The organism is Coriobacterium glomerans PW2, from assembly GCF_000195315.1.
GTDB classification, from domain to species: Bacteria; Actinomycetota; Coriobacteriia; order Coriobacteriales; family Coriobacteriaceae; genus Coriobacterium; species Coriobacterium glomerans.
On the sequence record NC_015389.1, the window covers coordinates 59597 to 82097 of the forward strand.

Below are 22501 nucleotides of genomic sequence, written 5' to 3' on the forward strand. Positions count from 1 at the left end.
GAGAGGTCCTTATGAACAAGGAGCATCCCGACGTCGACGCGGTCCTGTTCGACAAGCGCGACATCGAATCCATGGTCAAGCGGATGGGCGAGCAGATCAGCCGTGACTACGCGGGCAAAGACCTCGTTCTCATCGCGGTGCTTCGCGGAGCGGTCGTGTTCATGGGCGATCTCATGCGTCAGATCAGCGTGCCCCTCGCGATCGACTTCATGGCGGTTTCAAGCTACGGCGACAAAGCGAAGTCATCGGGGGTCGTTCGCATCGTCAAGGATCTCGAGATGGACATCAAGGATCGTGACGTTCTCATCGTCGAGGATATACTCGATTCCGGCCTCACGCTCAAATATCTCATGAAGAATCTCGCGAGCCGCAAGCCCGCCTCGCTGGAGGTGGCTACCTTTCTCTGGAAGGATATAGACGGCAAGCAGGCCGCCGTCAACCCGAGATATGTGGGATCGCATTGTCCGAACGCCTTTGTCGTGGGATACGGACTCGACTTCGCAGAGCGCTATCGCAATCTCCCCTACGTGGGGATCTTGAAATCGGAGGTCTACGCCTAGCATGTTTTCTCAGTACAACGATTCGACCGGCGGGTTGGTCCTCGGTTTCGCGACGGACGACGATCAAGATGACACGCAGCCCAGCGAGTCGGATGATCCCGCGCGCGACAAGCCCGAGGAGCAGGATGGCCTGTTCGGTAAGATCGATCGGCTCGTGCTCGGTGACACATCGGGGGGCGGCGGGCAGCGGGCCGGCAAGGGCAGGCCAAAGCGTCCCAAGTGGTACACATGGACATACTTCATCTTCTTCTGCGTTCTCATCTCGTTTCTCGCCTTTCGCCTCATTCCGGGTCTGTCCGGGGAGGACCGTCCTGAGAAGATCTCCACGAATGATCTGGTGAGCGCTATCGATGAGGATCGCGTCGACAGCCTCACCTATATGGTTGCGAACAGCTCCGTTACGGGTACCTACTGGAAAAACAGCGAGGATGCCGGGTCGGAGAATCGGCTCACGAAGTTCACCTCGGTATACGTGGGACCGGATTCGCTGTCCGAGCTCATGGCCAAGCACCCGAAGACCACCTACGAGATCGACACGTCCAATCCGAACTCCTGGATCGAGATCGCGCTGAACTACCTGCCGGCGCTGCTGCTGGCTTTCGTCGTGCTCTATGCGCTGCGTCAGGTGATGGGTGCGAACAACAAGACCATGCAGTTCGGCAGGACCCATGCGAAGACGAGTCAGGCGACGCGCCAAAATCTCAAATTCAAAGATGTCGCCGGCATCGATGAGGCCGTCGAGGAGCTCGAGGAGGTACGCGACTACCTCGAGGATCCCGAACGCTATCGCAAGCTCGGCGCGAAGATCCCACGTGGCGTGCTGCTGGTGGGCCCTCCCGGAACCGGTAAGACGCTGCTTGCGAAAGCGGTCGCCGGGGAGGCGGGGGTTCCGTTCTTCTCCATATCCGGATCCGATTTCGTCGAGATGTTCGTGGGCGTCGGAGCGAGCCGGGTGCGCGATCTGTTCAAAGAGGCGAAGGCGCAGAGCCCCTCCATCGTCTTCATCGATGAGATCGATGCGGTCGGTCGACAGCGCGGTGCGGGCCTCGGCGGAGGACATGACGAGCGCGAGCAGACGCTCAATCAGCTCCTTGTCGAGATGGACGGCTTTGCGGGCTCCGACTCGGTCATTCTGATCGCCGCGACGAACCGCCCCGATATTTTGGATCCGGCGCTTCTGCGACCCGGTCGCTTCGACCGGCAGATCACCGTCGACGCGCCGGATATGGCTGGTCGCGAACAGATTCTGCGGGTTCATGCGCAGAACAAGCCGATGGATGAGGATGTGGATTTCGGCAAGATCGCACATCTGGGCGTGGGCTTCACCGGTGCCGATCTCGCGAATCTGCTGAATGAGGCGGCTCTTCTCACCGCCCGCCGCCATCGCGCACTCATCTCCATGGAGGAGATAGAGGAGTCGATGGAGCGCATCATCGCCGGTCCGCAGCGTAAGAGCCGAGTCATGACCGATCTCGAGCGCACGACGATCGCCTACCACGAGAGTGGCCACGCCTTGGTGGGCCATATACTCGAGCATGCGAATCCGGTGCACAAGATCTCGATTTTGAGTCGCGGTCAGGCGCTCGGGTACACCTTGCAGCTGCCGACCGAGGACCACTTCCTGAAGACGAGAAACCAGATGCTCGACGAGCTCGCGGTGCTGCTCGCCGGAAGAGTCGCCGAGGAGCTGATGTGCAGCGATATCACGAGCGGGGCCTCCAACGATCTTGAGCGCGCCACGAAGATCGCCAGGGAGATGGTCACGCGTCTCGGCATGAGCGAGGAGCTGGGTACGCAGGTATTCGGTGAGGCGCAGCACGAGGTGTTTCTCGGACGCGATTACGCGAACCATCAGGATTACTCCGAGGAGACGGCTCGGCGCATCGACATCGAGGTCCAGCGCATCATGCGCGAGGCGCATCGACGCTCTTCCACGATTCTTGAGACGAATCGAGCTCAGGTCGATCTCGTGGCGCGGGTTCTGCTCGAACGCGAGACCGTCGAGGGTGACGCCGTCGTGGCGCTGCTCGACGGGAAGTGGGAGAGCTATCTCGCGAGCGAGGAGGAGCTCCTCGCAGCCAAAGAGGAGCGCAACAGCGCCGCCACGGACAGCGAGCTCTCAGGCGAGCAGCTCGCAGAGGCGCGGACCGACGCAGATGATCCGAGCGGTCAGCAAGATGACAGCTCCCAGAACACGACGGATTCGAGCTGACACCTCGGGTGCCCTTCGCTTGCCTGTGCGAGCGAGACGCAGTCACCGTGATGGCATCCGGGCAACCTCAGCGCGACGCGCCAGCTCGGCATCGATCTTTGATGAGCGCCACCCTGAGGTACCCCGGACCGTCTGCGCGCGCTGTCACACGCGCATCGAATCGAAGGAGCATGCATGTCCTACACGATAGCGAGCGATATTCACACCCACACGCTCTTCTCGCGCCACGCCTATTCAACGATCGCGGAGAATGTTGCGGCCGCGCGCCGCGCCGAGCTCGAAGTGCTCGGGTCCTCGGACCATTTCAGCGCCATGCTTGAATCTCATCTGGACATTCGGGATTTCCAGTTCTTCATAAACCAGGTGGCGTGGCCTCGACTCTGGGATGGCGTGATCCTGCTGCGCGCTGCTGAGGTCGATATCGTCACGTTGGACGGCGGTCTGTTCGGCGAGGATATCGGGTGTCCCGAGAGCATCGCTGGGCAGAGGCGCCAGACTGAGCGCAGTCTGTTTGAGTGCGCGCTCGCCAATCTCGACTATCTGATCGCCAGCGTTCACAATGATGAATTCACTCGAGGAGCGTCGCTGGCGCGCACGACGCAGATGTACGTGCGCGCGCTCGAGCATCCGCGCGTCTTCGAGTTGGGACATGTGGGTCGCTCCGGCGTTCCGTTCGATCTCGATGAGGTGCTCGGCTGCGCCAAGGCGCTCGGCAAGCTCATCGAGGTGAACGAGCACAGCCTTGCTCGCGATCCGGACGGTTCGAGCCTTGCGGCATGTGAGCGCATCGCCTGTCGCTGCGCGGAACTCGGAGTGGGCATCTCGGTATCGAGCGACGCTCATATCGCGCTGGACATCGGCAGCTTCCCCTCGGCTTCAGCGATGCTCGAGCGCATCGATTTTCCAGAGGAGCTCATCATGAATCGCAGCCGGGACAGCTTGTTCGCGCAACTGTGCGCATCAGGTGTATGCGATCTGCGAGATATCACGTAGCTTCGAAGACTCCTGCCGCCTGTGCCTCCGCCAAGGATCAGGAGCCGAGCCCGCTCGCGCGGTCGCGCCTGAGACGGGGTTGACGACCGAGTGCGCCCCGCTTTCACCATGATCGCGACACAGCGTCTTGATATCCTGTTACGAGCGCTATCGCAAAGGATTGCGATATGGTTGCGATCGGGGTTGGTGCCATGGCTGCAGGGCATGGGAAGATATCAGGGCCGCGCGCCGCTCTGCGGCGGCTGCCGTTCATGGCGCTTGTCGGACTCGCCGTCTCGACGCTCGCTCTCGCGGCGATGCTTCTGTTTCGCTATGATCAGATAAGCCTCGGCAAGGGCGGCGTGGAGTCGCCCCGGATAGCTTATGGCGACAGCCCGGCTCGATACGGCAGGTTCCAGACGTCTGTGACTCTCACGACACCGGGCGCACCGCACGACGCGGAACTTCACGTGCCGCTCGTCTGGGATGACTCGTGGTTCGCGGGTGATGAACGGATCTATAACCGCGATCTCGCGAGCGCCAGCTCGGTGCTCTCCGCGCTCGCCTACTCGGAGTCCGGTTACTATCAGGCGGGTTCCAGCTGTCCGGCCTATATGGAGCGCGCGCTCGAGCAGCTCGGCTTCGAGAGAGCGTCCACCGATTCCTATCGGTACCGCTCCGAGGTGCTCGACCAGATCCTGAATCTGTTCACCCAGAAGGAGGATTCTGTCGCCTACACCATCGCTCGCAAAGTGGTTGGCGGCTCCGAGGGGCGGTCGCGCTGCGTGATCTTCGTATCGGTTCGCGGGTCCTATGGTGCCGAGTGGTTGAGCAATTTCGACATCACGGATGCGGCGACATCTGATGGAGCGTCTGCGGCGACCGATGAGATCCTATCCGGGGCTGCAACCGCCAAGGAAGGCGCTTGCGCCCGGTCTCAGGAAGAGGATCATGCCGGTTACAGCCGGGCTGCAGATGAGATCGCCTCCGCGCTCCGCTCTTGGGTCGCGAGCGCGCATGATCGAGGTGAAGACGTCTCCTTATTGCTCGTCGGGCACAGCAGGGGAGGAGCCATCGCCAATCTCGTCGCATCGATGGCCGATGATGATCTGAGCGCCGCGCGCACAGGGGCCCCCGTGCGCGGCGGAGTCTCGCGTCTTTCTTTGGCGTCAAGGGATCGCGTGTTCGCCTACACGTTCGCCTCACCGAACACAACGACTCGTGACGACGCCTTCTCCTCATGCTATGACAACATCTTCAACATCGTGAACCCTTCGGATATCATGCCGTACCTGCCACTCGGATCTTGGGGATACAGGCGCTATGGAGTGACGCTTGAGCTGCCTGCGATCGACGACGATGGTTTCGGGCGGCGTCATGAGGCGATGTGCGCTCGCTTCAGGACGCTGGTGGGCACCGAGAGCCCCTATGACCCAAGCGACGCCCGGGAGGTAAGCGAGCTGCTGAGCGATATAGGCACCAAGGTCCACTCAGCCCGCGATCTCACGACTCCTGTGGGCATCGCTTCCGTGCTGGCCTCGTGCGCCGCGAGAATCGATCCCGTTCGGATCCTGTACGGACATTACCCATGCACCTACATCGCATGGATGCAATCGCTGGACGCGGACGGCTTGAGACGGATGAGCTAGCGCGACACCGTTCAGCCCGCTGCGCACGCAAGGACTGCAACCGTCTCGATATGGCTCGTGTGCGGGAACATATCGACCGGGGTCACGCGCATGAGGCGAAATCCGGCATCGAGCACCGAGTCCAGATCGCGCGCCTGCGTGACCGGATTGCAGCTGATGTAGACGATGCGACGGGGAGCGAGCCGCACAGCGGCCGCCAGCAGCTCCGGGCTCGCACCGGCGCGTGGAGGATCGAGGACGAGCACGTCGACGCGATCGCCCGCATCGGCGGCGCCGGCGATATACGCTGTCGCATCCTGCTCGACAAAGCGCGCCATCGCGTCGAGTCCGTTGATCTCGGCATTGCGTCTGGCGTCACGCACCCCCGCCGGGTTGCGCTCGACGCCGATGACGCGGATCGGTCGCCCGCTCGCTCGCATGTGGGCGGCGCAGGAAAGGCCGATCGTACCGCTGCCGCAGTAGGCGTCCAGCACCACATCGCCATCGTCCAGGGCCATGTGTTCGATCGCCACGCGGTAGAGCACCTCGGTCTGCTCGGGATTGGTCTGAAAGAACGCGGTCGGGGAGATCTCGAAGTCGCACTCGAGCAGCCGATCGCGCATGCGCGGCGGCCCCACCAGTATCCGGGTCTCGCTGCCCAAAATCGCATTGGTCGCCCGCAAATTCACGTTCTGCGCGACCGTTCTCACGCGGGGATCGATATCGCGGAGCCGGTCGACGAACGCGGCGAGGTGAGCGATTTCACGCCCGCTCGTCACGATGGTGAGCATGCCCTCGTCGCTGCGCCGACCCAAGCGCACCACCGCATGTCGCAGAGCTCCCCGGCGACGGTCCTCGTCATAGGCGGACACACCCGAGCGCTCGGCGGCGACGGCGACCGCGTGAAGGATCCGTCTGGCCCCCGGTGCCTCGACGATGCAATCCTCGCTCTCTATGATCTCATGCGTTCCCCGGGCGAAGAATCCCGATCGCAGCGAGCCGCACATGCCGGGCGCGAATGGCGTCGCCGCCTTGAATCGGAATCCGCGCGGGGGGAGGATGCGGGTGTCGCTGTCGGAGTCTGCGCCCATGCCGCGGACGGGATCGATGCAAATCGAGATCTCGTGTCGCCTCGCCAAGGGCTCGAACAGCTCAGTTAGAGCCGCGTGCTTGCGACGCAGCTGCTTCAGATAGGGAATGCCGAGCCAGGCGCAGCCACCGCACGTCCGCATCGTCGGACACGGACCGTCAGGTCTGGTTCTCGACATCACATCTCCTCTCGCTGCTCGGCTCCTCGCCGTGATTCCTCGCTTGGGACAGCCTACCATGCTCGGCGATCAGTCGAATCGAGAGCGTGTGTCGCTTCCGCGCTCGACGGCGCTCGCAAGATCGCTGCGGGGGTCGCAGCGCTGTGATATTCGAAACTGAGATCGGGTATCAATAATTCCGCATCCATAGAAGGTGACGGGAAGCTTGCGGCCCAGCAGAAAAGGAATTCCCATGTCTGCGATAACGAGCACGGCTGTGGGCGCAGCGCTGCGCCACGCGCGCCGCGAAGTCGCGGTGTTCCTGATCGCTGCCGCGCTCATCGGCGTCTCGCTTCTGTGCGCGACCGCCTCATCGGCCTATGCCGCGCCCACAAGAACACCGGATGCATCTGATTCATCGGCCATCGACATGAGCTCGCTGCGGAGTGTTCCGCTGCCGTCAACCTTCCCCGAGCAACATCTGGCGGGAGCCCTCGGGTCAGGGGTCCTCGGTTCGAGAGACGCTGCGCGAAGCAGAGCTCGCAATCGGGGCCCGACCGGGCCTGCGCGCTTCTCGTCGCAGATGGAGGATGAGGTGCGCGCAGACGCCGTCATCTCAAGCGTGACCGGACCGAACGGTTTCGCGATACCGGTCTCTCTGACCGGCAGGCCACTGGCGCAAGGAGAGTTCACGATCCAGCTCGTCGAGGATGAGAAGGTGGTTGCGACCGGAACCAACGATGCTTGCGGCAACACGCGCATGGGGGCGGTGAGGTATGCGAAGCCGGGCGTGCACCACTATGAGATTCGCGAGGAGCGAGGTGATGAGCCCGGTATCTCATACAGTTCGGCTGCGTGGAAGATCACGACTGAGGTCACCAGTGGATCCGATGGCGTCCTGGAGGTGCACCACCGCAGCGACGGAGGAGCTCAACCGTCCTTCAGAAACGCGTATCGAGCCATCCCCGTCTCATTTTCCCTGACTGATCTGGTTGATATCCGAACCGAGCTGATCGCTTCCAAACAGACAGAAGGCGAGTTCGATGTGGCTCTTGTGCGCGCGGGCACTCTCGTCGCATCCGGTCGCAGCCGCGGCCGCGGCGTGGTCAGGATGGGTCCCGCCACCTTCGCGGAGCCAGGCGTCTATGACTGCGAGCTTGTCGAGCAGCCCGGCGAGAGGCCCGGCGTCGCCTATGATGAGACGCGATACCATCTCATCGTCACCATCACCGATTCTCTCGATGGATATCTTCGCGCGCGCGTCGATCCGCAACAGGGCATGAAACGCTTCACGTTCAAAAACCGCTATGCAGTCAAACCTCTGAGCTCGAGCGTCACCGATCGGCTGGATATCCGTACGCAGCTCGATGGTCGCGCGCTCGGCGCAGACGGGCTCGGATTCGAGCTTCTTGAGGGTGCCGACGTCGTGGGCGCGGGGACAAGTGACGCCGCGGGCAGGGTGACGCTGCCCCAGATCACATACACGCAGGTCGGACATCACGTCTATGCGTTGCGCGCGACGCCGGGCGATCTCGTTGGCGTGATGTGCGATCAGCGAATCTACTCGATCGCAGCGGATGTGATCGATGACGGTTCCGCGAACCTGAGCGTGCGCTACGCTCTGGATAAAGACGACGGAAGCCACCAGATCACATTCAAGAGCTCCTACGCGCCGGTGCCCACAGCCGGGTCCGTGACCGACCAGATCCCCATCACCGTTCATCTCCAGAACAACACGATGGTCAAAGACGAGTTCAACTTCGAGGTCGTCGAAGGGGACTCGGTCGTCTCCACAGGCACGAGCGACGAGGGCGGGGCTGTGACCCTGGCTCCGATTCTCTATGACAGGCCCGGAGAGCACCTCTACACGGTCCGCGAAATCAAGGGCACCGATCCTCATATCACATACGATTCGGAAACCGCGTGGCGCATCAGAACCAGGGTAGCGGACGCGGGCGACGGAACGTTTTCAATCAGCCATCGACAGATGTGGACCAGAAATACCATCAGGTTTTCCAACATCTATATGTTCGAGATCTCCTCATCGATAAGCGACGAGATTCCGGTGCGCTGCGAGCTCAGAGGCAGGCCCGCGATCGAGGGGGAGTTCAGCTTTCAGCTTCTTGAGGGCGATCGGATCGTCTCAACCGGGAAGACCTCAGCCGACGGTTCCGTCCGTCTGACCCCGATCACCTACGTCTCACCCGGGGTGAGGCGCTACTCCTTGCGACAGGCTTCCGAACTCGCTTCGGGTGTGACGCGCGACACCGCTACCTATTCCATCGTCACAACGATCACGAAAGACGGATCCGGCAGATTGAGGGCGAGCCACCGTCCCGGCTTCAAAGGAGACCGCATCACATTTGTCAACAGCTACGCGCCAGCTCCCCTGAACTCCGCGCTCACCGATGCGATTTCCGTGAGCGTGACGCTCGCCGGCAGAGATTCAAAGCCCCTCGCCGCTGGTGAGTTCACCGTTGAGCTCGTGGAGGGCCAAGCGGTCGCAGCGAGTGGGAAAAACGATGCTCAAGGCAGGGTGTCCATGGACCCGATTCGCTATACCGAAGCGGGCAGACATGCGTACACGATGCGGGAACGACGCGGATCGACCGATGGCGTCACCTGCGACGAGCGGGTCTATCAGGTCAGCGCCGTCATCACCGATGACGGCAACGGGGCGCTTCACGCCGCGTACACCTTGGACACGACAGAGATGACCGTCGCATTTCGAAACGTCTACTCTTGCGCGCCAACCCCCTCAAGTCTCACCGATCAAATTGACATCGTGGATCGGCTGTTCGGTCGCGCGCTCGCCGACGGCGAGTTCTCCTTCGAGATTCTTGAAGACGGAAACGTCGTGGCATCCGGGAAAAATGACGCCGCGGGCAAGGTGACCATGGAGCCGATAACCTACGATGCTCCGGGGCAGCACGCGTACACGTTGCACGAGGTACCGGGCAAGCTGGGCGGAGTCACCTACGATAAGAGCATCTATACGGTCACCGTTACCGTCACCGATGGGAATCGCGGATCCTTCCGTGTGCGCTATGGGTTGAAGGGCGCAGGGAGTCGGGTATCGTTCGAGAACTCCTACGCCGCCGCTCCGCTGTCTGTGAGCCTGACCGATCAGATCCCGGCTCGAGTGGAGCTCGCTGGCAGAAAGCTTGCCAACAAGGAGTTCGCTCTCGAACTTCGCGAGGGTGCCGCGGTGGTCGCCTCAGGCACCAACGACGCCTCAGGGGCGGTGAAGATGGGGGTTGTGAGATACACTGGGGCCGGCCGGCACAGCTGCACGCTCAGCGAGGTGAAAAGATCTGCAGGCGGTATGACCATGGACGGTGCCGCGTACGACCTCGAGATCAACGTCACAGACAACGGCGACGGCACGCTCTGCGCCTCCTGCAGGCTGAAAGGGGAGATAGCCGGCAACGGCGTCATCTTCAAGAACAGCTACCACACGGTACCGGTGAGCTCGAGCGTGACAGATCAGATCCTTATCGATCAGCAGCTCACCGGTCAGGATTCGATTGCAGGGGAGTTCGCCTTCGAGCTTCTCGAGGGCGCTCAGGTGGTCGCACGAGGGACCAGCGACATAGACGGGGACGTCAAGATGAGCGCTATAAGCTACGCCGCCACCGGCGAGCACCGCTACACGTTGCGGGAGGTCCCCGGAGATCGCGCTGGCATCGGCTACGATACCACGGTATACGAGATCACAACGACGCTCACCGACAACGGCGACGGCACGCTCGGGGTGCGCCATAGGGCCAAGGACGACAGCGGGCGCATCGAATTCAAGAACAGCTACTCTGTCGCACCGACCAAGGCGAGTCCAAGCGATCAGATCGAGATCTCGACGACGCTCGATGGACAGGCTCTGACCGCTGGAGAATTCACCTTCGAGTTGGATCGAGGAGATGTTTCGGTCGCGAACGCGATCAACGATGCCGCCGGCAGAGTTGTCCTTCCGCCACTGAACTTCACGACGACGGGAACGTTTCGTTTCAGGTTGCATGAGGTTGCGGGTACCGCAGGCGGAATCTCCTATGACGCAGCCGTCCACATCATCACGGCGACGGTGACAGATTCCGCAGGATCGCTCAGCGCGGCCTTCACCGTCGATGAGGGGGGAGATCGCATCTCCTTCGCAAACGCCTACACCGCATCCCCGACCCCGGCGCGCCTCACGGACCAGATTGAAATCGTGCAAGAGCTCGCAGGTCGGGCTTTGCGCGACAGGGAGCTGTCCTATGAACTTGTCGAGGGGGATCAGGTCGTAGCAAGGGGGGTCAATCGCTCAGACGGCGTCGTGAAGTTTGATCCGGTGAGCTTCGCAGAGGCGGGGACGCACACCTACACGCTGCGGGAGGAGAAAGGTGATGAGGACGATATGGAATATGACCAGAGCGTCTTCAATGTGACCGCTACCTCCGCAGACGCCGGGGACGGTACGTATAAGGTGGTGTATGCGATAGAAGACGCTCGTCACCGCATCGTTTTCAAAAACCGTTATTCCCGATCCGCTGAGTCCTCCGCTCAACAGCCGGCGCGTCATGACGCCGGCGGAGATCGCGGCATCCCTGTGACCGGAGACGCCGCGATCTCCATTGTCGCGGCCCTTGCCCTGGCAGCGATCGTCGCCGCTGGACTCATCCACCGATCGAGGCGGCATCGCAAAACCCCGTTTCCACCGCTGAGACGACTCTGAGGCCCGCGCCGTCTCTCACCGTCGCGGCCGCAGCGCTGAGCGAAAGGCCGCGGAGAGCCTGCAGCCGAAGCGCTAGACTCAAGGCATCGTACAAGCCGGTGCGCGTGTGGCGCGCCGCTCATCCTGCTCGCCGCGCGGTGGCACGCCTCGCCGGCCGGGTCAGCGTCCGCCATGCGACTCCGAACAAACAAGGAGGTCATCATGGGTGCGCCCAAAACCGGTCATGTGAGGAACGTGGTTCTCGTAGGCCAAGGCGGGGTGGGCAAGACCTCACTCGCGGAGGCCATGCTCCACCTTTCCGGCAAAACCGCCCGTCTCGGTGGCCACGACGGCACCAAGCCGACACTCGACTACGATGCCGAGGAGGTCAGACGCGAGTTCTCGATCTCGACCTCCATCGCTCCGATCGACTGGAAAGACGTCCGCGTCAACGTGCTCGACGCACCGTGCTACCCGGACTTCATCGGCGACGCGTACGCGGCGATGAGCGTGTGCGAAACCGCGCTGTTCGTAGTCGACGCCGCCGAGGGTCCGCAGCCCACGACCGTCAAGCTGTGGTACGCCGCCGAGGATCTGAGACTCGCGCGCGCCGTCTTCGTGAACCGCGAGGACAAGGAGGACGCGAGCTTCGAGCGGACGCTCGAGCAGCTGCGCGAGCGATTCGGGATGCGCTTGGGTGCCGTCACGATCCCCTGGGGGGAGGGTCCGGACTTTGACGGCATCATCGATCTGGTGCGGATGCGCGCCAGGCGCTGCGTCGGCACCGAGCAGACCGAGTACGATATCCCCGAGGAGTATCGTGCGCGCGCCGAGGCGGGCCACGAGGCGCTGTGCGAGCTTGTTGCCGAGGCGGACGACGAGCTCATGATGAAGTACCTCGATGGCGATGGACTCACGCAAGATGAGCTCGAGAGTCTGCTTTCGCGTGCGATCGCAGCTCGTATCTTCGTTCCGGTGTTCGCGGGCAGTTGCGTGCGCGAGCAGGGGGTCAACTCTCTTATGGACGAGATCGCCGCCAACTTTCCCTCGCCGGTCGACTACGGCGAGATGCCCCTTGTGGATGGCGGCTCAATCAAGATCTCCTCTGAGGACGATCGCCCGGTCGCCTTCGTGTTCAAGACGCTTTCTGACCCCCTCCAGGGCCGCATCTCCTTCATCAAGGTTCTGACCGGCACGCTCGAGCCGGGCCTCGAGCTCATCTGCGCGCGCACACGCAAACCCGAGCGGCTTGCGCATCTGAACGTCATGTGCGGACGCGAGCTCACCGAGGTCGGTCACGCCTATGCCGGCGACATCATCGTCGTACCCAAGCTCAACGCAGAGACCGGCGACACGCTGTCGGCAACCGGCAAAATCGAGGCGGCGGCATTCCGCTTCCCCAACTCGCAGTACCGCATCGCCATCGAGGCGGACAATCGCAGCGAGGAGGAGAAGCTGTTCACCTTTATCGATCGCGCCTGCATCGCCGACCCCACCATGCGCACCGATCGCGACGAGGAGACCGGGCAGACCATCATCTCGGCGGTGGGCGAGGCGCAGGTATCGGTGCTGCTCAATCGACTCGAGGAGCGCACGAAGGTGTCCGCGCACATCGTTCCGATCAAGATCCCCTACCGTGAGACGATTCGCCGCACGGCTTCGGCGCAGGGTCGTCACAAGAAGCAGACAGGCGGCGCCGGCCAGTTCGGCGACTGCTGGCTGCGCGTGGAGCCGCTGCTCTCCGAGGAGGGCGTCGCTGAAGGTTACGAGTTCGGTGACGAGGTCGTGGGCGGCCGCATCCCGCGCGGGCTCATTCCGGCGGTGGACAAGGGGGTGCAGGAGACCATGAAAGAGGGCATCATCGCCGGCTATCCGCTGACCGGCGTCCGCGCGGTGGTCTATGACGGCTCCTACCACCCGGTCGATTCCAACGAGATGGCGTTTCGCTCCGCAGCGCGCCTGGCCCTGCGCAAGGCGTGTTCCGATGCCGATCCGGTCGTGCTCGAGCCGGTCGAGGAGATCACCGTGACGGTGCCGGAGAGCTACGCCGGTGCGGTCATGGGCGACATCTCCGCCTCGCGCGGTCACGTGACCGGCATGGACGCCGACGAGCGCGGCAACACCGTCGTGACCGCCGTTGCGCCCTACGCCGAGCTGACCGACTACTCGACGCGGCTGCGCTCCATCTCGCGCGGCACCGGAGACTTCACGATGAAGCGCTCCGGCTATGCGCAGGTTCCCCATGACGTGCAGGAACGTCTGGTCAAGACCTATGAGGAGGCTCGCGCGCAGGGACGCTGAGCGCGAGCCTCCGAGCGCCGCGCTTCGAGCTGAGGGGTGCGCTGAGGAATGTATCGAAGAACAGAAGGGCTGTCCGCTGGTGTCGTTTTCGGTCCAGCGGACAGCCGTCTTTGCATGCAGGACAATGCGTTCGAAGTATCATGAAAGATGGTGGGCGGGTCATAAGCGCCCCAAATTCAAAGATAACTGCAAAAGCTGATATCAACTACTGCATGGTGGGTGCCTGATAGGTCTGATGCGGCTTGATCAGCCCGATGATCGCCGAGACTATCAGTGCGATGCTGGATAGGACATAGAGGTACAGGCCGACCGAGAGGTTGATGTCGGATTGGATTGATACGGTCGCGTAGAATGCGAGCCCTATGATGAGGACGATATTGATCGCACCGAACATGATCGCGAAAATGTTCGCTGCTTTGCCCCTGAATGCGACAAGCGATATCAAGGCGCAGATAGCGGGCACTATGAAGATGATATTTGAGGGATCCGACATCATATACCCGGCGATGTTCACGCCGAATGCCATTCCGACAGGTGAGAACGAGATGCCGCCAAATTCTATGACGGGTAAGAAGAAGCAGACCAGCATCACCGCGGCACTCACGAGTTGGGGTACACGTCTTTTCATCTCCGATGCCCGTGTGCTCGGAGCCGTTGCAAACGGAACGCTGGGCGGTAAGTCGGAAGGGCCCATCTGCGGTGGGACAGAATAATCTGCAGCGCTGGCACATGAAGCTGCGGCGACAGGTTCAGCAGCTGGCTCAGTGGTGGGCTGCTCGACTGTCGGATCCGCGCTCGCTATCGTGTCAGTGTCTGATGCGGGTGCAGTCCCAGGGTCGATGGCCGCATCGGTCTCGGATCCAGCAGAGGATTCGACAGCATCTGCCGGGTCCGCCTCCGGTTCGCGAACCGATTCTGGCACCGGAGCTTGATCACGCTCATCGGGCATCGACGCGCGATCGATTTCTCCCGTTGCCGCTGCGCAGGCATCTCCGGACAGCGGCCGTCCGCAGTTCGCGCAGAACTTTCCCTCATCGTCGTTTTCAGCTCCACAGTTGGCACACAACATGTGATCTCCCCTTACGGCCGGCATGGTTGTCGGACATGCACTCGATTGTTTCGATCGAAATTTCTTACGCTTTGCATTGTAGGGTACGTGAAGGCGGATGGAGATTGAAATGTTGTCCGATATCGTAATTTAATTTAGATCTTGTTAATCATGCATCAAGCCGGAAGTAGACCGGGCCAGATGAAGGAAAATTCAACGTCTTCATCTTTTTCGGTCGCAATGCAGTCGGGCGATGACCTATTCACTTGATCTGGAGTGGCATCTCGATCTATCCGAGTGCTTTCGGAGGTTTGGCTGCGATTTGCTTAAAGCTGCAGTCATTTCGCACGAGTACTATTTCTCAGAGCTGATTTCCCTTGTGCATGGAAAAAGATGGCGGTCCTTGGAAATTGATCAGAGGCAAAATGGCACCATCTCGTATGCCCGCACGCTGTTTCCGCGTTCGGGCACGCACGCGACGGCTCGCCCTCGTACCGCGATCGATCCGCTCGCCTCGCGTGAACGCGAGCACTTCGCTATAGGTGATCACGTCATGCTTGCGCTTCAGCTTTTCTATGCGATGGGTGATCACAAACAAAGCTGTCCAACCCGTCACGGTGTGCATGACGGTTGGGATCGTGTGCCACGCCCATCCCGAAAGGAACTGATAGCCCGCCCAGTACAATGCTGCCGCACCGAGTACCATACACGCTAGCGCGTACCACTCCAGCTGCTTCATCTTTCCTGCGTCCTCGTTCACCGTCTTGTCCATGGCATCCACATCTCCTTTGATGAGCTCGTCGACGGTCGCATCGAACACTGCGCTGAGCAGCAGCAGGCTCTGCACATCCGGGTAGGTCTTGTCGTTCTCCCAGTTGGAGATCGTCTGCCGGCTCACATAGATCCGAGCGGCGAGATCGTCCTGAGAGAGGGCAAGCCGCGCTCGGTGCTCCCTTATGTGCGCGCCGACCTGCATGCGCCTGACCTCCTTTCATGCTGTCGAGCTGCCTCTCAAGGCGCTCGTGCGACCCGTGTCATCCGCAGGATGCCATGTCGGACTCGACTCTACCATCAAAGGTGGACGACAGAGAAGTGTCGTCCCCTCCGCCGCACCATCAAAAGTCTTTGTCATCCATTTGAGCTGCATCGTTGCTGCTCGATGGCGGGTGTTGAATTCGCGGCATCAAAAAGGGGAATCTGATGTGGTTTTCAAGCGCGCGTCGATCGATGCATCTGATCGATAAGTTCACAGAGATCATCAATGAAGGACTGGTAGCTGTCGAGCCTGACGAGCGCATCAACATGGCTCGAGTTTGACAACCCAGCGACGAGAGGGTCGAACACGCTGTAGAAGATCGCTTGGTCATACTTGTTGAACGAGAGCACCACAACGAGATGCACGCAGGCAGTGTCCCCTGTGATCGGCTCTCGTGAAAGCAGTACCGACAGGCTGCTGAACACATATGGATGAGATGCGGCATTGCAAAGGTGGAAGATGGTTAGTTTTGAAGCGGAGATAATGAATGAGGGCCTGCAGTCATACCGTATTGAGCGTCAAACAGATACCGATCGGGCCTATTTGGTGGTGAGAAACTTCTGCGCGAACACCAAGACGCTTCGCGAGCTCATCGCCTGCTGCGAACACCTTGGCTGGGAGTTGATCAGAGGTTCCGCCTGTAGCAGGAGCCTTTACTTCACGACCGTTGACGCTGAGAAGCCGTTCGATCCGTTCCCGACAAGCGGACTCCGTGAATCGTGCATCATCAAACGTTGTTTCATGATCTATCTGCATCTCACTACCATAAAGGCTGCAACGCCGATCTTTCCCCGTGGCGCTTCACGACAGAGCAGCTTTCGTGCGAGTTGCGACGTATTGGACGTTGCCTCTGCTCGCGGTGGTTGTTCACTCGGTATTTCAGGTTATCGAATGCATGCGCATCCCGCTTCGAACAGAGTGTGGACAAACACCCAGCTCAACGATGCTCTGAAACGGTCCCATTCTCAGGATCAGGATCAGGATCTCGTTGCTCGGTTGTATTTAGCTCGACCTTCAGTTTTGGCAGAAGACCTAATTCATTCCAAATCAGCCTGATGCCCGTTTTTTTAAAATTGCAACCTATTCTGCTCTTGGCATCCCGTATGGGTGCATTAAACGCCTTCACGATCAAATACGACAGTATGTGATCAAGTTCATTTTTATAGCAGTAGATGTTTTCTCCGCTACATTTGCAATGATGGCAGTCTTTTTCCAGATAGCATTCGAAATAGCCCTGGGGATGGTCATCGCGAGTGGCCTTCCGTGAGTTGGTACCGCTCTTTCGTTTCGCAGCGCACCATTTTTTGAGTTCTTTTATCTCATATTTGCTGGTTTCTGGAAATTGATTTTCGTAATTGCTGCACGTAGGCTTGTCGGTTGCTTCGCCTGCCGAAGGAACCCAGTCCATGTCGTTACAGTGCAGAGCTTTACGCATCGCCCTGCAGGCCTCATATGCGTTGTCGCCGATGGGGGCGGCGCAAATCTTTTCCCATGCGTCCTCGCCCAACGACGCACGCACCGCCTTTTCTAGCAGTTCAGCTGCTTTTGAAACATAGATCCTGCTTTTGAATGTCTCGTGCGTTGTGCGCTTGCGACCTGATCCTTTTTCCGTCATGCCAGCCTCCAAGATCTCTAAGGTGAGTGAATCTGCATCCAATCTCGCTGGCACCCGCAGCGGAATGGTGGCCATGTCCTTGGTGTGTCCCAGCGGCAGTCCGTACAGAACGGGGAACTTGGCGTCGCGGAAGAACTGCCTCACGACGGTTAGGAAGCTTTCCCCCTGTTGAAAGGCGGCACTGCAAACGCCGGGCTCTATATTTTTCGGTTCTCCGATCACGACACCGGCCACCCGGTCGAATTTTCCCGCAGCCTGGAGCTGATCAAGGAAATTGATGATCATCCAGGGCTCGCAATCCGTATCTTCGAAAAACAGGATGTGGCCCCGAGTGTCCACCTCATAGGGCGTGCCCAAGCTCAAGCACAGAAGCGTGAGATTGCCTCCGATGATCGGCGCCTCGGCGACGCCTGATCGCAGCGAGCATAATGCTGCATCGGGATTCGCGGGCTTTACTGGGCCCAGAGGATCGACGCCCGCTATGGCTTTGAACAGATGGGACTCCGTGTACTCCGTCGTGTCTTCCCGTAAGTATGAGAATACGGGACCATGAAACGTGACGACATCGCTGAGCGCTGCGAATGCAAGGTGCACCGAGGTGTTGTCCGAGAACCCCACGAATGCTTTCGGGTTTGAGTTGAACGCCCGGAAATCGAGATAGGGGATGATCTGAGCCGAACCGCAGCCGCCGCGCACGGAAAACACGGCATGCACATCCTTATCCGCGAACATGTCATTTAAGGCCTTTGCACGATCCTTCGGAGAGCCTGCGAGATAGCCACCGTCTTTGATCAGCCCTTCAGCCAGTTTGACCTTGAATCCGCGCTCCTCCCACCAGGCGCAGGAACTGCGAACAGCATCCTTGCTGTAAATCGGGCTGCCCAGAGCCACGACACCAACGGTATCGCCGGGGCAGAGCATCGCGGGTCTGGTGACTTCCATGCTGTCACTTCCTTCTCAGCGGCTGATCTTGTTCAGTTTGCCATCTCGGTAGCACCAGACTTGCGACGTGCTGTCGATGAAGCTGTATTCCTCAAGGGGGTCTTCGTCGGTCCTGATGATCGGGTTGTATCTGGTGGTGCCCTCGTTGAACTCCAATACATCTTCCAAGGAATTGAATCCTTGCCATTGGTTGCAGTTTGATTTTTGCGATCGGTCGCTCGTCTCATCAATAGAAACGACCCATTTACCCGGAGGTATGATCTTGAGCATGTTGACTTCAGGTGCGACATCATACTTTTTTTCGGTCTCGGCACGCGTCTCGTCGCGATTGCCATTTTGGGTGACTTCACGTTCGATCGCCCCGATGTTTATCTTTGCAGAGAAATCGCGTATTGGCTGCTGAGAGTTGTTCTCTATCACTACAGCGACGGCCATCGATTTCGTCCTATTCTCTTCGATGTCCGCGATGCCCGCCGGTGCGATCTTAAGCGCGACCCATGAATTGTTGACGGCGTTGTATAGGAGAACAGGATACACGGCAATATAGCGCGCCTGTTCTCCTGCGTTCTTGGTGTGCAGGTACTCGGCGGCCGCCACGGCTGCCGCGGCTGCCGTGGCCAGCGGCGTCGTGATATTGATTATCGTGGCAACGGTATTGATATCCAACGGATTCTCCTTACGCGCGCACCCGCTCTGGCCCGAGTCGTTCAGGTTTGCCTATCAATCATTAGTAGCTGATAGAGCACGCAGGTGTCAAGGTCTACGTGCAGTCCACCTCCGAGATGCCAATCAGCAGTCGGGCTATGTGGCTCGCTTCCGGATCCGACGTTCCCTTGAGAGCGATTCCGGAAGGGAATCGCGACGACGTACGATACGATGTACAATGCAGGCAGGCATTTTATCTCGGAAGGAAGTAGGATCCATGGCACGAGGTAAGGACGTAAGCTGCCGTAGCTTCTCTACGCTGCTCGCATCGAAGCGGGACCACTACCCTTACTCAGATCGATACATCGCCGAGGCTGTCGGAATCGATGGGAAGACGGTGCAACGGGCCTTTGACGCTGCTGTGGCGTCCGGGGATCGGCGGCGCGCCTGCGGCGCGATCCGCAGGATCATCACCTGGGATATGATCAGCACGCTCATCTGAGGTGGGCGGGCAGCAACTCCAGCAGGTGCAGCTTCGTCTGTGCGGCGGAGCTTGTCGTTATCGTGATCACCATCGGGCCATGTCTGCGCAACGGCTATCATGCTGAATTGAGGTGGCCGATGAAGTTCAGGAGGACATCATGGATTCTATCAACCGAGAGAAGATCGACGTTTTCCACTATGCGCCGCAGATTCTGTCATCCTTCAATCCGGGCGTGCTGCTGAGCACGGCCGCCGAGTGCGAGACCGATTCCATGACCATAGGCTGGGGGATGATCGGCGTCGCCTGGGGCAAGCCCATCTTCATCACCTACGTGCGCCTGAACCGCCACACCCATACCATCCTCGCGAAGAACGGCGAGTTCACCGTCAATGCACCGCTGGCCGGTCTTGACGATGAGGCGAACGACCGCGTGCGTCGCATCGTCGTGGGCTGCGGCAGGACGAGCGGCCGCGACATCGACAAGGCGGCGAGGTTCGGGCTCACGCATGTCGCGGGTCTGGACGTCACGGTCCCCGCGATCGCCGAGCTTCCCCTCACGCTCGAGTGCAAGGTCATCTACGAGCGCGATCAAGATATCTCGTTGCTGCCCGACGAGCTGCGTGCGAAGAACTATCCGCCGCAGGTGCCAGGCTCCGCGCTCGGAGCCAATTCAGATCTGCATACCGAGTACTACGGCGAGATCGTGAACGCCTACATCATCCGATGACGGGACACCTCTACCTCATGCGCCACGGCGAGACCGAGTTCAATCGGGCCGATCTCGTCCAAGGGCGGTGCGACTCGCCGCTCACGGCGTGCGGCATCGCTCAGGCGCATATCGCCGCGCGCTGGCTCGCGGACCGAGGAGCTGATTTCGATCAGCTGGTCAGCTCCCCGCTGGGTCGCGCGCGCTCGACGGCGGAGCTCATCCGCGACGATCTGATCGAGCGGGGACGAAGCGTTCCGCCGGCGGTTGCGCTCGACGGTTTGATCGAGCGCAGCTACGGATCGCTTGAGGCGGGTCCGCGGGCGAATGTACCGGCAGACCTCTGGGACCCCGGCGATGCGGTGGTGCCGTTCGGCGGCGAGTCGAAGCGCGATGCCCGTGGGCGCGTGGTTCGAGCGCTGTCGCAGCTCATGGCCGATGCCGGGTCAAAGACTGTGCTCGCGATCTCCCATGGGGCGCTCATGGTGCAGTTTCGTCAGGCATGGGTCGCATATGCGCGCTGCGCTCAGGACGGCTACATCGGCAACTGCTGCGTGCTCGTCTTCTCCTACGATGCCGCGACCGGCGCCTTCTCGAACACGTCCATCGTGAACCATGACTTCTCCGAGCTTCACGGCACGTGCGAAGAGCGTTGCTGATCAGGCGAGCAGATCACCGCGCTCAGGATGCTTCTCGAACCAGTGCATGGCGTAGAAGCACGTCGGAATGGCTTTTCGACCGGTCTCTTCGAGCGAGCGGACGCAGCGCTCGAGAAGCTGACCGGCGATGCCTCGTCCGCGCAGGGAATCGTCTACAAAGGTATGGTCGATCTCAACCGTGTTGTCGCCGACGTCGGGAAAGGTCACCTCAGCGCAGCTGGTGCCGTTTGCGTCGACATAGCGCACGGCGTTGCGGTCGACGACGAATCGATAATCGTTCATATGGATCCCCTTTTCTCTCGTCCGGATACGAGTGTACCCAATCGCGTGGCGTCGCGTGGCGACCGTCGATCAGCCTGCGCACGGGGGCGAGACCGGAGATACGCCGTTGACGCTTCAGCTGCCCATCTGGACTCCCGGCGTCCGTTCTGTGGACTTTGTCAGAATAACCCCCTTATTCGCGCCCGCGCGGATGGTTGCTATACTGACCGCTATGGGTACGACTCCGCTGACAGGATCGCCATCGTCGTTCATCTCAGCCGCGACCGCGGATGGTGCGAGGATCTTTCGGTACGGCGAGCAGGAGACGGCATATCTCGCCGCTCGCGACGTCCGGCTCGCTGCGGTCATGGCGGCTGTCGGGCACATCGAGCGCGAGATCGATCCCGATCTGCTCTCCTCGGTGATTCATCATATCATCGGCCAGCAGATCTCAACGGCGGCTCAGCAGACGATCTGGCGTCGAATGCACGACGCGCTGGGTGAGATCGATGCCGATGTCATCGCAGCGACGCCCGTCGAGGAGCTGCAGTCGTTCGGCATGACCTTTCGCAAGGCCGGCTACATTCGCGATCTCGCACGGCAGCTGGTCGACGGATCATTCGATCTGGAGGGAATCCGCAGCCTAGACGATGCCGATGCGGTGGAGCGGCTCGTCGCGATCAAGGGCGTCGGGGTGTGGACCGCCGAGATGATCCTGCTGTTCTGCCTCGAGCGACCCGATGTGCTGAGCTATGGCGATCTGGGGATCCAGCGGGGTCTGCGCATGCTGTACCATCACCGCGCGATCTCACCCGCGCTGTTCAAGCGCTATCGGCGACGGTTCAGCCCCTGCGGCAGCGTGGCGAGTCTGTATCTGTGGGCGGTCGCGGGCGGCGCCGTGCCGGGCCTGCGCGACCGCGCGCCGCGGCGCTCGCGATCGCGCACATCGAAACCGACCGGACAGGAGTGATCATGAACTACATCGATACCTACCATTCGCCGCTGGGAGATATCATGCTCGCCAGCGACGGCGAGGCGCTCATCGGTCTGTGGTTCGAAGGCCAGAAGTACTTCGCCGCCGGTCTTGGCGACGAGGTCGAGGCGCGCGCTCTTCCGGTGTTCGCGACGACGTCGGAGTGGCTCGACAGTTACTTCCACGGCGAGCAGCCCGGCTCTATGCCGCCGCTGCTCATGCGCGACACGCCGTATCGCCGCGCGGTCTGGCTCGAGCTGCTCGCGATTCCACGCGGGAAGATCGTCACCTACAAGCAGGTGGCCGAGTCGGTGGCCGCCCGCTCGGGCACCGAGCGCATCTCCTGTCGTGCCGTAGGCGGCGCCATCGCGCGCAATCCGATATCCATCATCGTTCCGTGCCACCGCGTGGTGGGCAGCGACGGTTCGCTCACGGGCTACGCCGGCGGACTCGATCGCAAGATTGCACTGCTCACACTCGAGGGCGTGGATGTGTCGCGATTCAGGGACGTCTAGCGGTCTCGCC

At 60.8% G+C, this 22501-nt stretch carries 18 protein-coding genes and 1 pseudogene; 11 read left to right on the forward strand and 8 right to left on the reverse strand.

What is annotated here, in order from left to right; all coding sequences use genetic code 11:
- The first annotated feature begins 11 nt into the window (after window positions 1-11).
- From hpt to CORGL_RS00320, 4 genes are all read left to right on the forward strand, one after another.
- The gene (gene hpt / locus CORGL_RS00305) at window positions 12-560 is read left to right on the forward strand and encodes a hypoxanthine phosphoribosyltransferase (RefSeq protein ID WP_013707927.1); all 549 of its coding nucleotides are present in this window, start codon (window positions 12-14) and stop codon (window positions 558-560) included.
- 1 nt (window position 561) lies between these two features.
- Window positions 562-2772 carry an ATP-dependent zinc metalloprotease FtsH gene (gene ftsH / locus CORGL_RS00310; RefSeq protein ID WP_013707928.1) on the forward strand — a complete coding sequence of 737 codons (2211 nt, stop codon included), beginning with the start codon at window positions 562-564 and terminating at the stop codon, window positions 2770-2772.
- A gap of 174 nt (window positions 2773-2946) precedes the next feature.
- On the forward strand, window positions 2947-3765 hold the full coding sequence (locus tag CORGL_RS00315; RefSeq protein WP_013707929.1) for a phosphatase: 819 nt from the start codon (window positions 2947-2949) through the stop codon (window positions 3763-3765).
- Between the two features lie 167 nt (window positions 3766-3932).
- Window positions 3933-5393 carry a lipase family protein gene (locus CORGL_RS00320; RefSeq protein ID WP_013707930.1) on the forward strand — a complete coding sequence of 487 codons (1461 nt, stop codon included), beginning with the start codon at window positions 3933-3935 and terminating at the stop codon, window positions 5391-5393.
- 11 nt (window positions 5394-5404) lie between these two features.
- Here CORGL_RS00320 and rlmD read toward each other — a convergent pair whose 3' ends face one another.
- On the reverse strand, window positions 5405-6700 hold the full coding sequence (gene rlmD, locus CORGL_RS00325; protein WP_083809951.1) for a 23S rRNA (uracil(1939)-C(5))-methyltransferase RlmD: 1296 nt from the start codon (window positions 6698-6700) through the stop codon (window positions 5405-5407).
- Between the two features lie 172 nt (window positions 6701-6872).
- Here rlmD and CORGL_RS00330 point away from each other — a divergent pair, with 172 nt between their 5' ends.
- Both CORGL_RS00330 and CORGL_RS00335 read left to right on the forward strand, forming a co-directional pair.
- Window positions 6873-11327 carry a Spy0128 family protein gene (locus CORGL_RS00330; protein ID WP_013707932.1) on the forward strand — a complete coding sequence of 1485 codons (4455 nt, stop codon included), beginning with the start codon at window positions 6873-6875 and terminating at the stop codon, window positions 11325-11327.
- Window positions 11328-11528: 201 nt separating this feature from the next.
- Window positions 11529-13607 (forward strand): elongation factor G, encoded by a 2079-nt coding sequence (locus CORGL_RS00335; RefSeq protein WP_013707933.1) that lies wholly within the window; start codon window positions 11529-11531, stop codon window positions 13605-13607.
- A 205-nt stretch (window positions 13608-13812) separates the two neighbouring features.
- Here CORGL_RS00335 and CORGL_RS10040 read toward each other — a convergent pair whose 3' ends face one another.
- The 6 genes and pseudogenes from CORGL_RS10040 to CORGL_RS00360 form a co-directional block, all read right to left on the reverse strand.
- The gene (locus tag CORGL_RS10040) at window positions 13813-14235 is read right to left on the reverse strand and encodes a hypothetical protein (RefSeq protein WP_245526911.1); all 423 of its coding nucleotides are present in this window, start codon (window positions 14233-14235) and stop codon (window positions 13813-13815) included.
- A gap of 375 nt (window positions 14236-14610) precedes the next feature.
- Window positions 14611-14700 (reverse strand): annotated as a pseudogene (locus CORGL_RS10160) (zinc-ribbon domain-containing protein); the annotation flags it as partial.
- 316 nt (window positions 14701-15016) lie between these two features.
- Window positions 15017-15631, reverse strand: a complete 615-nt coding sequence (locus CORGL_RS00345; RefSeq protein WP_013707935.1) for a helix-turn-helix domain-containing protein — start codon at window positions 15629-15631, stop codon at window positions 15017-15019.
- A 233-nt stretch (window positions 15632-15864) separates the two neighbouring features.
- Entirely contained in the window at window positions 15865-16056 is a 192-nt protein-coding gene (locus CORGL_RS00350; RefSeq protein ID WP_013707936.1) for a hypothetical protein, read from the reverse strand.
- Window positions 16057-16628: 572 nt separating this feature from the next.
- The gene (locus tag CORGL_RS09275) at window positions 16629-18248 is read right to left on the reverse strand and encodes a S66 peptidase family protein (protein ID WP_013707938.1); all 1620 of its coding nucleotides are present in this window, start codon (window positions 18246-18248) and stop codon (window positions 16629-16631) included.
- A gap of 15 nt (window positions 18249-18263) precedes the next feature.
- Window positions 18264-18914 (reverse strand): hypothetical protein, encoded by a 651-nt coding sequence (locus tag CORGL_RS00360; RefSeq protein WP_013707939.1) that lies wholly within the window; start codon window positions 18912-18914, stop codon window positions 18264-18266.
- Window positions 18915-19170: 256 nt separating this feature from the next.
- Here CORGL_RS00360 and CORGL_RS00365 point away from each other — a divergent pair, with 256 nt between their 5' ends.
- The 3 genes from CORGL_RS00365 to CORGL_RS00375 all read left to right on the forward strand — a co-directional run bounded on the left by CORGL_RS00365 (window position 19171) and on the right by CORGL_RS00375 (window position 20742).
- Window positions 19171-19395, forward strand: coding sequence for a hypothetical protein (locus CORGL_RS00365; RefSeq protein ID WP_013707940.1), 225 nt, complete (start codon window positions 19171-19173; stop codon window positions 19393-19395).
- 112 nt (window positions 19396-19507) lie between these two features.
- Window positions 19508-20104, forward strand: a complete 597-nt coding sequence (locus tag CORGL_RS00370) for a flavin reductase family protein (protein ID WP_216476090.1) — start codon at window positions 19508-19510, stop codon at window positions 20102-20104.
- On the forward strand, window positions 20101-20742 hold the full coding sequence (locus CORGL_RS00375; RefSeq protein ID WP_013707942.1) for a histidine phosphatase family protein: 642 nt from the start codon (window positions 20101-20103) through the stop codon (window positions 20740-20742). Before CORGL_RS00370 ends, CORGL_RS00375 begins: the two co-directional genes overlap by 4 nt.
- Here the strand turns inward: CORGL_RS00375 and CORGL_RS00380 are convergent, their stop codons facing one another.
- Window positions 20743-21024, reverse strand: a complete 282-nt coding sequence (locus tag CORGL_RS00380; protein WP_013707943.1) for a GNAT family N-acetyltransferase — start codon at window positions 21022-21024, stop codon at window positions 20743-20745.
- Between the two features lie 31 nt (window positions 21025-21055).
- Here CORGL_RS00380 and CORGL_RS00385 point away from each other — a divergent pair, with 31 nt between their 5' ends.
- A complete protein-coding gene (locus CORGL_RS00385; RefSeq protein ID WP_013707944.1) occupies window positions 21056-21973 on the forward strand; it encodes a DNA-3-methyladenine glycosylase family protein in 918 nt (305 codons plus the stop codon).
- 2 nt (window positions 21974-21975) lie between these two features.
- Window positions 21976-22491 (forward strand): methylated-DNA--[protein]-cysteine S-methyltransferase, encoded by a 516-nt coding sequence (locus CORGL_RS00390; RefSeq protein WP_013707945.1) that lies wholly within the window; start codon window positions 21976-21978, stop codon window positions 22489-22491.
- The last annotated feature ends 10 nt before the right edge of the window (window positions 22492-22501 follow it).

Excerpts from the sequence above, each read along its gene's own strand:
- hpt (WP_013707927.1), top strand. The coding sequence starts at position 12 with ATGAACAAGGAGCATCCCGACGTCGACGCGGTCCTGTTCGACAAGCGC.
- ftsH (WP_013707928.1), top strand. The coding sequence starts at position 562 with ATGTTTTCTCAGTACAACGATTCGACCGGCGGGTTGGTCCTCGGTTTC.
- CORGL_RS00315 (WP_013707929.1), top strand. The coding sequence starts at position 2,947 with ATGTCCTACACGATAGCGAGCGATATTCACACCCACACGCTCTTCTCG.
- CORGL_RS00320 (WP_013707930.1), top strand. The coding sequence starts at position 3,933 with ATGGTTGCGATCGGGGTTGGTGCCATGGCTGCAGGGCATGGGAAGATA.
- rlmD (WP_083809951.1), bottom strand. The coding sequence starts at position 6,700 with ATGGTAGGCTGTCCCAAGCGAGGAATCACGGCGAGGAGCCGAGCAGCG.
- CORGL_RS00330 (WP_013707932.1), top strand. The coding sequence starts at position 6,873 with ATGTCTGCGATAACGAGCACGGCTGTGGGCGCAGCGCTGCGCCACGCG.
- CORGL_RS00335 (WP_013707933.1), top strand. The coding sequence starts at position 11,529 with ATGGGTGCGCCCAAAACCGGTCATGTGAGGAACGTGGTTCTCGTAGGC.
- CORGL_RS10040 (WP_245526911.1), bottom strand. The coding sequence starts at position 14,235 with ATGAAAAGACGTGTACCCCAACTCGTGAGTGCCGCGGTGATGCTGGTC.
- CORGL_RS00345 (WP_013707935.1), bottom strand. The coding sequence starts at position 15,631 with ATGCAGGTCGGCGCGCACATAAGGGAGCACCGAGCGCGGCTTGCCCTC.
- CORGL_RS09275 (WP_013707938.1), bottom strand. The coding sequence starts at position 18,248 with ATGGAAGTCACCAGACCCGCGATGCTCTGCCCCGGCGATACCGTTGGT.
- CORGL_RS00365 (WP_013707940.1), top strand. The coding sequence starts at position 19,171 with ATGGCACGAGGTAAGGACGTAAGCTGCCGTAGCTTCTCTACGCTGCTC.
- CORGL_RS00375 (WP_013707942.1), top strand. The coding sequence starts at position 20,101 with ATGACGGGACACCTCTACCTCATGCGCCACGGCGAGACCGAGTTCAAT.
- CORGL_RS00380 (WP_013707943.1), bottom strand. The coding sequence starts at position 21,024 with ATGAACGATTATCGATTCGTCGTCGACCGCAACGCCGTGCGCTATGTC.
- CORGL_RS00390 (WP_013707945.1), top strand. The coding sequence starts at position 21,976 with ATGAACTACATCGATACCTACCATTCGCCGCTGGGAGATATCATGCTC.